Genomic DNA, 12,672 nt, shown 5'->3' on the forward strand with positions numbered 1-12,672 from the left:
CTCGACGTTCTGTTGCCATCACCTCGCTGCGATCCGCGGGTTTGGCGGGGGTTGCCAACTTCTCGAGGCTGGACGGCGACCACTACCGCGAAGCCTGCCGCGCCGCCGACTCGATCCGGCTGACGTACTGCTCCCACCACACACGGTCCCCGGGAGGCAGCGACGACGAACCTTCCTGATGCCCGGTCGCGCCGTCGAAGCCCTCACGGATGACGTCCGCCTGGCCCGCATGACGGTTGGTCTCCGCGATCATCCGGATGAGGATGTGGTGGAGCGTCACGGTTGCCAGGTCCTCGGGCCAGTGAAGGACACGCCCCGTGTCGTCCAGCGACAGCTCGGTGACGACGTCGTTCGAGTGCGCACAGACGCGGCGGTAGCGCTCGACCAGGTCTGCCCGGTCCTCGTCCGCCCGGGCCCACATGTCCTCGTTCTCCCACGGGGCGAAGGTGTCGAGGTAGGCGAGGTCCCTGGTCGGGCGGTCGAAGGTCTGGGCGAAGTAGGTCAGCTCGCAGCTGGTCAGGTGCTTCACCAGACCGAGAAGATTGGTGCCGGTGTCGGTCGCCGGCCGGCGAGCGGTGTACTCGTCGAGCCCGTCGACCTTCCACACGACGGCATTGCGCGCCTCGTCGAGGTAGCGGACCAGATCGTCCTTCGGGCTGCTCATGCTCGGGATGCTGACAGGGGCCACCGACAGCTTGGCCCGCTGTGCCTCGACCCGGCCGGTTCCGGCCACAGGGTCTCTACCCTCGGACCGTGACCGACGGATTCCGCATCATCTGCGAGATCGAGCCGCCGACCAGGCCCGACCTGACGCACGCCCGCCACCAGATCGGCGTCCTGACTCCGGTGTCGGATGCGTTCCTGATCCCCGACAACCACATCGGACGGGCACGGTGTCCAGCATCGCGGTGGCCAACGAGGTCCGGGCGATGGGCGGGGCCAGCATCGCCTGCGTGAACTCCCGTGACCGCAACCTGTTGGGCTTCCGCCGGGATCTCCTGACCGCCGCCGCCTACGGCGTGGACCAGTTCCTGTTCGTCCAGGGGGACAAGCCGTCGGTCGGAGATCGCACCGGCGAGCTGACCGTGCGGACCATGATCGAGGAAGCGCGTGCGGCGACCGGTCAGGATGCGTTCGCGGGGGTCGCGCCCTTCCGCCTCGGCGTGACGGCCGGCCACCGTCGTCGGATGGCGGCCTGGAAGCAGACGGCCGACTTCGTGTTCGTCCAGGTCGGCTACTCGGTGGAGGCGTTCCTGCGGTGGCGCGAGGCCAACCCGACGGACCTGCCCGTCTACGCCGGTGTGATGGTCCTCGCGAGCGCCGGAATGGCGACCAGGCTGCGGGCGTCGATCCCGGACATCGACATTCCCGACGAGCTCGTCCACCGGGTCTCGGACGAGCAGGCCGCGGGGGTCGACGCGGCGTGTGAGCAGATCCGGGCCCTGCGCGACACGGGAGCCTTCGCCGGGGTGCATCTCGTCCCGGTCAGCCGGTTCCGTGAGGTGGCCGCCCGCCTGGAGCGCGAGCGACGGTGACCGGCCGAGCGTGACGAAGCCCCGTGAGTCGGGCTGTTCCTCGCGCACGGTCTGGCCGTCCAGGAACGGCTGCTGGCCGAGCGTGCTGCCGACCGGGCCGGACCAGTTCCCCGGCTGGACCGCGGACACCCGAAGCGGCGGGTCGTGTAGATCCGCACACCACACGGGGTGCTGCTCGGGGATCGTCAGGCTGAATCCGTCGTTGGTCAGGTGGTAGATCGCCGCGGCGGCCGCCCGGCCTGCGGCGTCGCCACGCGGTGGCTGCGCCACGCCGGCCCCGGTCACCACGACGAGCGTGTCCCGAGCGCCCCGGCCGCGATCCACGCCGGGGGACCGGTCGGTGCCTGCTGTCGCGATACTCCGGGGATGGACGAGCTGGATGCGACGGCCCGACGTCCCCGACGCGCGGTTTCCCGGCCGGCGTCGTCGCGTTGTTCGACCGGAGGTACGAGTGGGACGTCGAGGTCGACGACGGCACAGGACCTCGTGCCCTCTTCGAGGTGACCATCACCCGGTGGCTGTACCGGGGACCGCCCGGTAGCAGTACGTCGCAGCGTCGCTCGGATGTGAGCTCCGGAGCGGCCCGGCTTGTACGTGACCGCGTCGGCGATGTCCTGCTCCGGTCGGCGACGCCGGCCCAGGACGGACAGGTCGGTGTCACCCCGGCGGTCCGGTAGGCCGGTCGGGCTCGGGCGCCGGGACACAGAAGCGTCGGCAGGGCCCGGCTGCCCGCTCAGCGGGACGAGACGACGAGCCGGTAGCCCACGTCGAGGTGCTCCAGCCCGTCGAGGTCGGTGTGGCGTTCCTGCCACCGTCCCGTGTCGAGGTTGTCGGCGAGTCGGGCCATCGCGGGCCCGACGACGTCGAGGGGGAGGCCGGCAAGTCCCGAGGCCGCTGCGCGGACTGCAGGGTCGAGGTACGCGCGCGGACGCTTCCAGTGCGCGGCGAGCAGACCGTCGACGCAGTCGGCGGGCACCGGGACGGGAACGATCTCGATCGTGGTGCCGTGCCGCCGGAGAAGCCGGGTGACCGTGTCCAGGCAGGCCAGGTGCCGTTCCCGGTGACCGATCTCGGGGAGGTACTCCGCCACCAGCCAGAAGGTGCGTGCGAACAGCACCGGGTCCCAGGTCAGGACGACCTGCCGCCGCGCGATGCGGACGAGCTCGGCGACGCCTGCCGCCGGGTCCCGCCAGTGGTGGGTGGTGAGTACCGCCAGCGCCGCGTCGGCCGCGTCGTCCCGGAGGGGCAGGGCCTCGGCCGCCGCGAGCACCGCGGTCGCGGCGCCGGCGGGTCGCTGGGCGAGCATCGTGGCGGACGGGTCGATCGCCAGCACGGTGCCGGGTTGCTCGTAGGAACCGGCGCCCGACGTCGACGACACGACCGCACCCACGCAACGCCTCCCGGATACGGCGGTCGATGTGCGGGTCGGTGCGACGCTGCAGGGAGTAGCCGGTCCCGAGATTGGCGTAGGGGTCCGTGCTCATCGCCGACCGCCTCCCGTGTGATCGGGTCCAGCATCGCGCTGACGGCGTCGACGGGGAAGGGGCGCGTCATCCGGTCGCCGCCGTGCATGGTCGTGCCCAGGACGTTCGCGATGTCGCCAGTGTGGATCCGGCACTCGGCGGTCCGCGTCGTCGCGAGGGTTCGGGAGGGCGACGCCGGCAGGCAGCCGGACCCGCGTCGCCCGATGAGTTCCGCCGCCCCCGCCGGTCGACCATCTGAGCCACGTCCACCGAGGAGCCCCCATGTCCCGCACCCGGGTGCACAACCTGTTCGTCTCCCTCGACGGCTACGCCGCCGGCCACCACGTGAGCCTCGACGCCCCGATCGGCGACGCCGGGGCGCTCTTCGCCGGCTTCGACGGGCGGTTCATCCACGGGATCGGCGGTGTGGACGCCCCCGTCACCCTGGACCGCGCCCTGACCAGCACGTGGGCCCAGGGGATCGGCGCCGAGATCATGGGGCGGCGCAAGTTCGGCCCGCAGACCGGCCCCTGGACCGACGACGGCTGGCAGGGCTGGTGGGACGACGAGCCCCCGTTCCACACCCCGGTGTTCGTGATGACCCACCATCCGCGGCCGTCGATCGAGTTCGTGAACGGCACGAGCTTCCACTTCGTCGACGGGTCTGCGCAGGAGGTGCTGACGGTCGCGCGTGCGGCCGCGGGCGAGCTGGACGTCCGGCTCGGCGGGGGACCCTCGACGATCCGGCAGTTCCTCGACGCCGACCTGGTCGACGTCATGCACGTGGTGATCCTGCCGATCGTCCTCGGCCGTGGGGTGTCCCCGTGGGAGGGGCTGATCGGTGTCGAGGACCGGTTCACCGTCGAGTCGGTCGCCTCGCCGAGCGGGCGCATCCACCAGTTCTGGAACCGGAAGGGCTGACACCCATGGGCCTGGTCACCTACTCCATGAGCATGTCCCTCGACGGCTTCGTCGAGGACCCCATGGGCAGCATCGCCTTCGGCGACCCCGACGAGGAGGTGCACCGCCTGTCCAACGACCAGACCCGCGCGACGTCGGTGTTCCTGTTCGGCCGTGGGCTCTACGAGATCATGGAGGACTTCTGGACCGCCCCCGAGCGGGCCGACGGGCATCCGGTGGAGGCGGAGTTCGCCCAGCTCTACACCGCCATCCCGCGGGTCGTGTTCTCCGACTCGCTGACCTCGGTCGCGCCCGGGTGCCGCCTCGTCCGCCGAGCCGGCGCGCTGGACGAGGTGTCCCGGCTGAAGGCGGAGAGCGACGGCGAGCTGGCCGTCGGCGGGCCGGGGCTGGCGGCGTCGTTGCTGGACCTGATCGACGAGTTCCGCCCGCGGGTGGTGCCGGTCGTCCTCGGCGGCGGGAAGCCGTTCCTCCCGCCCGGTGCGGACCTGCGGCTGCGGCTGGTCGAGCAACGCGTGTTCGACGGCGGGACCGTGCACCTGCGCTACGAGCGCGTCCGCTGACCCCGGTCGGCGCGCGACCCCGGGCGTGGTCGCCGGGCGGCCGGACGCCGTCGCGCGGATCCGGCTCGTGGCGATCGCCGACCGGATGCCCTGATCCGGACGCCGGAGATCCGCACTCGGACCTGTCGTCGACAGATACGCGACGCCACGTCGGTTGTCTGTAGTGTTTCCGCGGCGGATGGACGACGGAGGGCGCGACGATGCGGATCCCGGTGCACGGCACGACCCTGGCCTGCGACGAGTACGGCAGCGGCGCGCCACTCGTGCTCGTGCACGGGACAGGGGCGCAGGCGTCGTCCTGGGGCGGGACGGTGCACGACCTCGCCGCGGGCGGCCACCGGGTCCTCGCCTACGACCGTCGCGGTTACGGCCGCTCGACCCACCCGCCGGTGCGCGACTACCGCGTCCACGTCGCCGACCTGGCCGCGGTGATCGAGCACGTCGGCGCGCCCGTGCACGTGCTCGGCTGGAGCTCCGGTGGCAACACCGCGCTCGCCTGTGCCGTGGAGCGGCCCGAGCTGTTCCGGTCGCTGGTGGTCGCCGAGGCGCCATGGCACGGGCTGCGCGGGGCGACGCCGTCGCTGCTCGCGGCGCTCGCCCGCGCGAAGGTCGACCAGGCCCGCGGACGTCGACCGGAGGCGGCGGCGGCCTTCTTCCGCTGGGCGGCGGGCTGGGCCGACGGCGGCAACGGCTTCGACCCGCTCCCGCCCGAGGCGAAGGGGGAGCTGTACGCGAACGCGCCGAGCGTCCTCGCCGAGCTGGGCGTCCACCCCTACGGGCTGATGATGGAGCACGTCCCGACCGCACGGCTCGCCCGGATCCCGGTCCCGGTGACCTGGTTGCTCGGCGGGCGGAGCATCGGGTGGTACGCCGCCCTGCACCGGCGCGTCGCCGCGGTCGTCCCCGGACTGCAGACCGAGATCGTCGACGGCGCCGGGCACCTTCTGCACATCGAGCAGCCGGAGGCGTTCGCGAAGGCGGTGCTCGCGGGGGTGGCCCGCGGGGCGTGATCGTCAGGCGTCGCCGTGGGGCCCCGGACTCATCGGTCGCGCAGCGCGTCGTCCAGTGCGGTCGTCAGCGCGGCGACCCGGCTGCGACCGGGAGCCGCGCGCGGGTAGCGGCGCAGGACGTCGACCAGCTCCGGGGTGGCGCGCCGCCGGGCCCGGTCGAGCTGCGCATCCCCGCTGCGGGGAGCGTCGCCGTCGGCCAGCTCGACGGCGTGGGCGGCGTGCGCGGCCGCCCGCAGGATGTGGCCGACCTGGGTGGCCTTCGCCAGTGGGTGCAGGTAGGCGGACGCGGCGGCGTCGGCGGCGGCCAGCGCGGCGTGCCTGCCGGCCGGGGTGCGGGCGTCCTTCGCCGCCCGCGCCGCGTCGACGGCGGTCACCCGCTGCAGCCGGGACCGCTCGGCGCCGTCGACGAAGGCCCGTGCCGCGTCGAGCGCCGCGCGGGGGCGGGTGTCGTCCGGGGCGTCGAACAGGGGCAGGACCTCGGCGGCGCACTCCGCGGCGAACCGGGTCACGACCCGCAGGTCGGCCATGGTGAGGGCGACGTCCCCCGGTCCGATCCGTGCCACCCCGGCACCTTCCCGCAGCGGGCGCGTCTGCGCCAGGACTGCCTGCGCACCCGGCGGCGGCCCGTCGCCGGCGCGTGCCCGTTCAGACCGGCCGGTACCGGTAACGCCCCAGGTACACGCAGTACCCGACGATCCCGACGACCAGCAGGACGAGCACCACCCAGACCGGCCCGACCGGCAGCCGCGGCGGGTCGCTGCGGGTGGCGTACACCGCCGCCACCGGGACGGCGGCGAGCAGCAGCAGCGTCCCGCCGAAGGTCCGTCCCATGTCCTCGGCGAGCATGTGGCGCAGCCTCCCGACCCGCTGTGGCGCCGTCCAGTAGTCGCGGTGCGGCACCGACACCCGCGCCAGCGACCCCGTCGTGACCAGGCGGTAGAGCCCCGCCCCGATCCCGGCGACGAGCAGCCCGAACAGCGTGCCGAGCGCCAGGAACCCGGCGCGGGTGCCGAACGCGGTCGGCACGCCCGCGGGGTCGAAGTGCAGCGGCACCCCGTCCTCCGGCAGCTCCCCGGCCGCCCACACCAGGGCGAACGCGTAGAACACCGAGCCGACGAGGAGCGGGAACCAGGGTCGCACCGCTCGGATCATTCCGGGTCGTCGGCCGGTGCGCGCGCCGTGGCGGGGGCGAGCCGGTCGAGCATCGCGGTCAGGGTGCGCCGGGCGCGGTCGACGGGAGCGCCGTGCAGCGCGACCTCGGTGCTGAGCCCCGAGGTCAGGGCGAGCAGCGCGTGCGCGTCGGTGTCCGGATCGGCCGATCCGGCGTCGGCGACGACCCGGACGGCGAGAGCGCGGATCTCGTCGTCGCCGTCGGTGAGGATCGCCCGCGCCCGCTCGTCGACCTCGCGGGTGGCGAAGGCGGCGTGGATGCGCAGCGCGTCGCGGGTCCGCGGGTGCTCGCCGAGCAGCTCGTCGAGGATCGTCGCGAGGACGGTCCGTTCCCCGCCGCCCACGGCCCGGGCCCTGGCCTCGATCCGTTCCTCCATCTGCCGGTGCGACCGGTCCAGGGCGTGCAGCAGCAGCGCGTCCTTGCTGGCGAAGTAGTGCTGCACGCGGCCCATCGAGATGCCCGCCTCGGCTGCGACCGAGCGCAGCGAGACCGCCTCGGTGCCCGACCGCGCGACGAGCGCGAGCACGGCGTCGGCGATCTCGGAGCGTCGGGCGTCGTGGTCGACGGAACGGGGCACGACGCCATCGTAGCAATGCGGTCGCATTGACAAGACCTGGTGGGGCTGTTGCAATGCGAGTGCATTGCTACAGGGGAGGGCATGTGAGGACAGCACAGAACATCGCCGGGATCCTCGGGGTGCTCCTCGGAGCGATCCCGTTGCTGCAGTACCTGATCACCGGCGGGATCGGCCTGTGGACGGTCCTGCTCGGCGACGCACCGGCGCTGCCGTGGGCCTACCCGGCGGTCGTGCTCGTGGTCACCGGGGTCGTGGTCGTCGCGCTGGACCGGCGGGAGAGAGCGGGCTGAGCGCGTCAGTCCTGCAGCGGCGAGCCGTAGCGCAGCAGGTTGTTGTCCGGGTCGTGGTGCGCGCCCTCGCGCAGCCCGTAGGGGGTGTCGACCGGGGCCACCTCGCGGCCGCCGGCCACGGCCGACCAGCGGGCGTGCAGTGCGTCGGCGTCGTCGACGTGCAGGTAGGCGCAGCCCGCGGTGCGGGCCGGGTCGTGGTCGGGCAGCACCGAGACGTGCAGCTCCACACCGCCGAGGGCGGCGAAGCCGTAGCCGTCGTCGTAGCGCTCGACGGTGAACCCGAGCGCCCGGTAGTGGTCCAGCCACCGGTCGAGATCGGTGGTGGCGAAGACCGGGGCGACCGAGCGCAGCGTGGACACCGAGGCAGTCTGCCCGCATGCTCGGCGCCGTGACCAGTCGCCACGACGAGCTGAACCGGGCACTCGTGCACGGGATGCGTCCGGTCGTCGTCGAGCTCGCCGAGCCCGACCCGGCCTGGCCCGCGGCCTTCGACGCGGCGGCGGCCCGCCTGCGCGCGACGCTGGGGGAGCGTGCGCACCGCATCGAGCACATCGGCTCCACCTCGGTGCCCGGGCTCGCGGCGAAGCCCGTGATCGACATCGTCGTGGCGCTCGACGACCCCGACGACGAGCCGGCCTACCTGCCCGACCTGCTCGCCGACGGCTACGACCTGCGGGTGCGCGAGCCCGGGCACCGCTGCCTGCGCGGCGCCGTCGGGGACCTGCCCGTGAACCTGCACTGCTACCCGCGGGGCAGCCCGGAGATCACCCGCTACCTGGTGTTCCGCGACCGGCTCCGCGCCCACGACGACGAGCGGGCGCGCTACGAGGCGCACAAGCGCGGGCTCGCCGGTCGAGAGTGGGCCGACATGAACCTCTACGCCGACGCCAAGGGCCCGGTCGTCGAGGAGATCATCGGCCGGGCCGGTGGCCCGCCCCGGCCCTGACCCGGTCGGCTCAGCCGCCGGGGCGCTCCGCCCGCTCGGCGAGCATCCGCTCGGTCGCGGCCCGGACCTCGTCGACGCCGATCTCCTCGACGCCGTCGGCGGTCACCGTGATCAGGTTCGGGAAGATCGCGCGGGTGAGGTCGGGCCCCGCGGTGGCGGTGTCGTCGTCGGCGGCGTCCCACAGCGCGTTGACCGCGAGCGCGATCGCGCCGGCCCGGTCGACGCCCGGGTCGTGCCGCTTCTTCAGCGACGCCTCGGCGAACTGCGAGCCGGACCCGATGCCGACGTAGCCGGACCGGGCGCGCTTGACGCTGCCGGTCGGGTCGTAGGTGACGATGCGGACCGGGTCGGGGTCGGTCGGGTCGTAGCCGACGAACAGCGGCAGCGCGACGAAGCCCTGCATCGCCGCGCCCAGGTTCTCCCGCACGATGCTCGACAGCCTGCGGATCTTGCCGTCCTGGCTGATCGGGGCGCCCTCGATCTTCTCGTACTGCTCCACCTCGGCCGCGAACATCGTCAGCATCTGCAACGCGTGACCGACCGACCCGGCGAACCCGGCGGCGGAGGTGTCGTCGATGCCGACGACCTTCACCAGGTCCTTCTGCGCGATCAGGTTGCCGGAGGTCGCTCGCCGGTCGCCGGCCAGCAGCACCCCGTCGGCCCAGGTCAGCGCGATGATCGTGGTGCCGTGCGGGACGTCCATGTCGGCGGGGACCCGCTGGGCGGGGTCACGCGGGAGACGCGAGGGCAGCAGCTCGGGGGCGTGCGCACGCAGCTGCTCGAGGAACGAGGGTCCGGTCATGAGGGGGAGCGGGCTCCTTCGCACTGCGGGACGGGGTCGGGGTCCGATCCTTCCTGTCCGCGCCGCCCCGGTCCACCCGCGGTGCAGTGGCACACTCGCGACGGTGAGCGCACGGAGCCGGGCCGAGTCCTTCTGCACACGCCACGGGCTGCGGGTCCCGGTCCTGGAGGCCCCGATGGCCGGGGCCTGCCCGCCGGAGCTGGCGGCCGCGGTGGCCGCGGCGGGCGGTATGGGTGCGGCGGGCGTCGTCAACGACACCCCGGAGGCGATCGCCGACTGGGCCGCCCGCTTCCGCGTCCTCGCCGGGACCGCTCCGTTCCAGCTCAACCTGTGGATCCCCGACCCGCCCACCGACGACGACGTGGGCCTCCAGACCGCCTATCTCGACTCCCTGGGCGGTGCGCCGGCTCCGCCCGGCGGCCCCGGACCGGCGTTCTCCGACCAGCTCGCCGCCGTCCTGGCGGCCCGGCCGGCCGTCGTCTCGACGATCATGGGGCTGCTCACGGCCGAGCAGGTCGCCGCGGTGCACGGTGCGGGCTGCGCCTGGTTCGCGACGGTCACGACCCGCGCCGAGGCCCTCGCGGCGGAGCGGGCGGGGGCCGACGCCGTCGTCGCGCAGGGGATGGAGGCGGGCGGGCACCGTGGCACCACCGATCCCGCCGACGCCGAGGCGGTCTCGGTCGGGCTGCTCGCGCTCGTCCCGTGGGTGGCCGACGCCGTCGATGTCCCGGTGGTCGCCGCCGGGGCGATCGGCGACGGCCGGGCCCTGGCCGCCGCGCTCACCCTCGGCGCGAGCGCGGTGCAGGTGGGGACGGCACTGCTGCGCAGTCCCGAGGCCGGTATCGACGACGGCTGGTCCGCCCGGCTCGACGGCCTGGACCCCACCGGTCCGACGACCACCCGCGCCTACACCGGCCGGCTGGCCCGCGGCATCGCCACCGACTTCGTCCGGGCCTGGACCGTGCCGGGCGCCCCGGCGCCGGCGCCCTACCCCCACCAGCGACGCCTGGTGGCCCGCTACCGCGCGGGTGAGCCCGGCGCGGTCGACCGGGTGAACCACTGGGCGGGCCAGGCCGCCGGACGCGCGACGACCGACCCCGCGTCCGAGGTGGTCGCCCGGCTGTGGCGCGAGGCGGACCCGCTGCTGCCGTGAGCCCGGCTCAGTCGCGGAAGGGGTCGACCATGTCGTCGAACTCGCCCTTCTTGGCGCCGTCGACGAACGCGGAGATCTCGGCCGGGGTGTAGACGAGGACCGGGCCCTCGGGGTCGCGGGCGTTGCGGACGGCGACCTGGCCGTCGTCGAGGACGGCGAACTCCACGTTCTGCCCCTCGGCGGCCCCGCCGGCCGGGCGACGCCACGTCACCGGGCCGAGATCTGCTGCGCGCGTGCCGTTCGAGTGGGACATGGGGGACCTCCGGATGTGTCCGCGGCGTCCGTTTGACTGCGGAGAGTGTCGAAAGACTGTGGAAGGGATCTTGCATCCGCAAGTGTGATCCGTGACGATGGAACAACTGACACGCTGAGGGGGCCAGAGAAATGCGCCGGTCGACGCACGGATCTGCCGTCGTGTGGGCGTCGTCGTGACCGCCGGACGGACGAACGACGCCGGCTGCCCCGATGTCCTGACGCTGACGTCGGTTCTCGACGGTCGTGCACACAAGGTGACCGACGCAGAACTCTGTGCGCCGCACTCGGTGCGGACCGGCCGCTACGCGGCGCTGTGCGGCCACCTGGTGTCCCCGGCCCCGCTGATCGACGTCGCCGGGGTGCCGTGCGGCCGCTGCGGACAGCTCGACCCGACGCCCCCGGCGGACGAGGCACCGCGGCGGCGCCCCGCCCGCCGGCGCGGCTGGGGTCTGCGCCGGTTGCTGCCGGCCTGAGCCTGCGGCGCCGGCGCGGGAGTCGTCAGCGGGCGAGCCGCTCGGGGTCGGTCTGCTCGTGGCGGCGCAGCGGTCCCCGGCTGCGCCGCTCCAGGTAGCGGCGGCCCGAACGGATCAGCTTGGTCAGGGTGTTGGGGCCGCGGCGGCGCTCGACGGCGTCGCCGATCTTGCCCAGGAGCCAGGCCAGCAGCGGTGCACCGACCGCCAGCAGCAGCCACACGCGCAGGTGCCGGGAGAGCAGGGCCCACATATCCGGACCGTCCTTTCACTGGAGGGGCGACGGAGGCGCCGTCGCGAACGCGCCGACAGTAGTGCGGCCCGCCCGGGTCCGCCCGCTGCACGGTGACGGCCCGTGACCGACCCGCCACAGGATCGTTGTACGACGCGAGGGTGGGTCCGGCTGCCCCCGGCCGGGCGCCCGCTTCTGCGAGGAGGTACGCCCGTGTTCGCTCCGGGTTCCAGCGGCGTGGTCGTCGCCGTCGCGTTGGTCGTCGTGGTCGCCGTGCTGGTCAGCCCGGCGGGACGCCGCGCCGCGGTGGCCGCGCTCGGTTCGGTCGGGCGCTGGCCGGCGTTGATCCGCGCCGAGATGCGTGGTGACGCGCCGCTGGCCGACGGGTCGTGCCGACTCCGTCGACACCGTCGACTCCCTCGGCACCGTGGACGACCGCACGACGACACCACGCCCGAGATGCCGGCGGTGCGTGCCGAACCGCTGCCGGTGACGTCGACGTTCCCGCAGGTGAGACTCCGGGGCGGTGATCACCGCCCGTTGTGGGGGACAGGACTGACGCCGGACCCCCGGACGCGGTAAATTTTCTTTTACCAGCGGGAACCCCCGGCTCTCCCTCGGCGTTGCACACGTGTGAGGGCCTGCCAGAGGTGGGCCCCGCACACGTCCGTCGAGGAGGATCCAGGTGCGCTCCACGAGCAACCCGGCGTTCCGCAACCTGCCCACACAGCAGCAGGGCGGCTACGCCACGTTCGACCGCTCGGGTGGCGGCATGATGGGCGGGGGCGCCGCCATGGCCGGCTCCCAGCCGTCCTACGTCGACCCGACCCAGCCACGCAGGAGACGGGTCGCCCGATCACGGTCGACGACGTCGTCCAGAAGACCGCGATCAGCGCGGGTCTCGCGCTGGTCGCCGGCATCCTGACCGTGATGTCGGGGCTCTACATCCTGGCCCTGCCGGCGTTCCTCGTCGGCCTGGTCGTCTCGCTGATCGTCATCTTCAAGCAGAAGCCCAGCGCCCCGCTGACACTGATCTACTCCGGCGCGATGGGGGTCGCCTCGGCGGCATCACCGGGATGATGCAGCAGAGCCCGGCCCTGCAGGGGATCGGCATCCAGGCCGTCATCGGCACCGCCGGTGTCTTCTTCGGCATGCTGGTCGTCTACAAGACCGGTGCCGTCCGGGTCACGCCGCGCTTCACCAAGTGGATGATGGGCGCCCTGATCGGCGTCGTCGTCCTCATGCTGGCCAACCTGGGTCGCGAGCTTCTTCATGGAGGGCGGCTTC

General features: G+C 73.6%; 18 protein-coding genes and 1 pseudogene. 10 read left to right on the forward strand and 9 right to left on the reverse strand.

Annotated elements, in window-relative coordinates:
• Window positions 1-82 precede the first annotated feature (82 nt).
• Entirely contained in the window at window positions 83-733 is a 651-nt protein-coding gene (locus KPL57_RS17610) for a DinB family protein (protein WP_308252912.1), read from the reverse strand.
• A gap of 160 nt (window positions 734-893) precedes the next feature.
• Here KPL57_RS17610 and KPL57_RS17615 point away from each other — a divergent pair, with 160 nt between their 5' ends.
• The gene (locus KPL57_RS17615) at window positions 894-1,535 is read left to right on the forward strand and encodes a methylenetetrahydrofolate reductase (protein ID WP_226352447.1); all 642 of its coding nucleotides are present in this window, start codon (window positions 894-896) and stop codon (window positions 1,533-1,535) included.
• Window positions 1,536-2,268: 733 nt separating this feature from the next.
• On the opposite strand, the gene KPL57_RS17620 is transcribed toward KPL57_RS17615, so the two are convergent.
• Window positions 2,269-2,925: a methyltransferase domain-containing protein gene (locus KPL57_RS17620; protein ID WP_226352448.1), complete on the reverse strand. Its 657-nt coding sequence runs from the start codon at window positions 2,923-2,925 to the stop codon at window positions 2,269-2,271.
• A gap of 355 nt (window positions 2,926-3,280) precedes the next feature.
• Here KPL57_RS17620 and KPL57_RS17625 point away from each other — a divergent pair, with 355 nt between their 5' ends.
• The 3 genes from KPL57_RS17625 (at window position 3,281) to KPL57_RS17635 (ending at window position 5,489) form a co-directional block, all read left to right on the forward strand.
• The gene (locus KPL57_RS17625; protein ID WP_226352449.1) at window positions 3,281-3,919 is read left to right on the forward strand and encodes a dihydrofolate reductase family protein; all 639 of its coding nucleotides are present in this window, start codon (window positions 3,281-3,283) and stop codon (window positions 3,917-3,919) included.
• A gap of 5 nt (window positions 3,920-3,924) precedes the next feature.
• Complete coding sequence (locus tag KPL57_RS17630) at window positions 3,925-4,479, forward strand: dihydrofolate reductase family protein (protein WP_226352450.1); 555 nt, start codon at window positions 3,925-3,927, stop codon at window positions 4,477-4,479.
• Between the two features lie 200 nt (window positions 4,480-4,679).
• Window positions 4,680-5,489, forward strand: a complete 810-nt coding sequence (locus KPL57_RS17635) for an alpha/beta fold hydrolase (protein ID WP_226352451.1) — start codon at window positions 4,680-4,682, stop codon at window positions 5,487-5,489.
• 29 nt (window positions 5,490-5,518) lie between these two features.
• Here KPL57_RS17635 and KPL57_RS17640 read toward each other — a convergent pair whose 3' ends face one another.
• The 3 genes from KPL57_RS17640 to KPL57_RS17650 form a co-directional block, all read right to left on the reverse strand.
• Window positions 5,519-6,052, reverse strand: coding sequence for a putative immunity protein (locus KPL57_RS17640; protein WP_308187989.1), 534 nt, complete (start codon window positions 6,050-6,052; stop codon window positions 5,519-5,521).
• An 82-nt stretch (window positions 6,053-6,134) separates the two neighbouring features.
• Window positions 6,135-6,629, reverse strand: a complete 495-nt coding sequence (locus KPL57_RS17645; RefSeq protein ID WP_226352452.1) for a hypothetical protein — start codon at window positions 6,627-6,629, stop codon at window positions 6,135-6,137.
• Window positions 6,630-6,637: 8 nt separating this feature from the next.
• Window positions 6,638-7,237 (reverse strand): TetR/AcrR family transcriptional regulator, encoded by a 600-nt coding sequence (locus tag KPL57_RS17650; protein WP_226352453.1) that lies wholly within the window; start codon window positions 7,235-7,237, stop codon window positions 6,638-6,640.
• A gap of 83 nt (window positions 7,238-7,320) precedes the next feature.
• Between KPL57_RS17650 and KPL57_RS17655 the strand changes: the two genes are divergently transcribed.
• Complete coding sequence (locus tag KPL57_RS17655; RefSeq protein WP_226352454.1) at window positions 7,321-7,527, forward strand: hypothetical protein; 207 nt, start codon at window positions 7,321-7,323, stop codon at window positions 7,525-7,527.
• A gap of 5 nt (window positions 7,528-7,532) precedes the next feature.
• On the opposite strand, the gene KPL57_RS17660 is transcribed toward KPL57_RS17655, so the two are convergent.
• Window positions 7,533-7,886 carry a VOC family protein gene (locus tag KPL57_RS17660; RefSeq protein WP_075308286.1) on the reverse strand — a complete coding sequence of 118 codons (354 nt, stop codon included), beginning with the start codon at window positions 7,884-7,886 and terminating at the stop codon, window positions 7,533-7,535.
• A 29-nt stretch (window positions 7,887-7,915) separates the two neighbouring features.
• Here KPL57_RS17660 and KPL57_RS17665 point away from each other — a divergent pair, with 29 nt between their 5' ends.
• Complete coding sequence (locus KPL57_RS17665) at window positions 7,916-8,473, forward strand: GrpB family protein (protein WP_226352455.1); 558 nt, start codon at window positions 7,916-7,918, stop codon at window positions 8,471-8,473.
• A gap of 10 nt (window positions 8,474-8,483) precedes the next feature.
• Here KPL57_RS17665 and prcB read toward each other — a convergent pair whose 3' ends face one another.
• Entirely contained in the window at window positions 8,484-9,275 is a 792-nt protein-coding gene (prcB, locus tag KPL57_RS17670; RefSeq protein WP_226352456.1) for a proteasome subunit beta, read from the reverse strand.
• Between the two features lie 103 nt (window positions 9,276-9,378).
• Between prcB and KPL57_RS17675 the strand changes: the two genes are divergently transcribed.
• Window positions 9,379-10,428 (forward strand): nitronate monooxygenase family protein, encoded by a 1,050-nt coding sequence (locus KPL57_RS17675; RefSeq protein ID WP_226352457.1) that lies wholly within the window; start codon window positions 9,379-9,381, stop codon window positions 10,426-10,428.
• Window positions 10,429-10,435: 7 nt separating this feature from the next.
• On the opposite strand, the gene KPL57_RS17680 is transcribed toward KPL57_RS17675, so the two are convergent.
• A complete protein-coding gene (locus tag KPL57_RS17680) occupies window positions 10,436-10,681 on the reverse strand; it encodes a DUF397 domain-containing protein (protein ID WP_060713255.1) in 246 nt (81 codons plus the stop codon).
• Window positions 10,682-10,937: 256 nt separating this feature from the next.
• Between KPL57_RS17680 and KPL57_RS17685 the strand changes: the two genes are divergently transcribed.
• Window positions 10,938-11,156 (forward strand): hypothetical protein, encoded by a 219-nt coding sequence (locus KPL57_RS17685; protein WP_226352458.1) that lies wholly within the window; start codon window positions 10,938-10,940, stop codon window positions 11,154-11,156.
• 25 nt (window positions 11,157-11,181) lie between these two features.
• Here the strand turns inward: KPL57_RS17685 and KPL57_RS17690 are convergent, their stop codons facing one another.
• On the reverse strand, window positions 11,182-11,406 hold the full coding sequence (locus KPL57_RS17690; RefSeq protein WP_020621950.1) for a hypothetical protein: 225 nt from the start codon (window positions 11,404-11,406) through the stop codon (window positions 11,182-11,184).
• A gap of 664 nt (window positions 11,407-12,070) precedes the next feature.
• On the opposite strand from KPL57_RS17690, the gene KPL57_RS17695 reads away from it, so the two are divergent.
• Both KPL57_RS17695 and KPL57_RS17700 read left to right on the forward strand, forming a co-directional pair.
• Complete coding sequence (locus KPL57_RS17695) at window positions 12,071-12,310, forward strand: hypothetical protein (protein ID WP_226352462.1); 240 nt, start codon at window positions 12,071-12,073, stop codon at window positions 12,308-12,310.
• Window positions 12,274-12,672: pseudogene (locus tag KPL57_RS17700) on the forward strand (Bax inhibitor-1/YccA family protein); the annotation flags it as partial. The gene KPL57_RS17695 and the pseudogene KPL57_RS17700, both read left to right, overlap by 37 nt.

The organism is Pseudonocardia sp. ICBG601 (assembly GCF_020496245.1).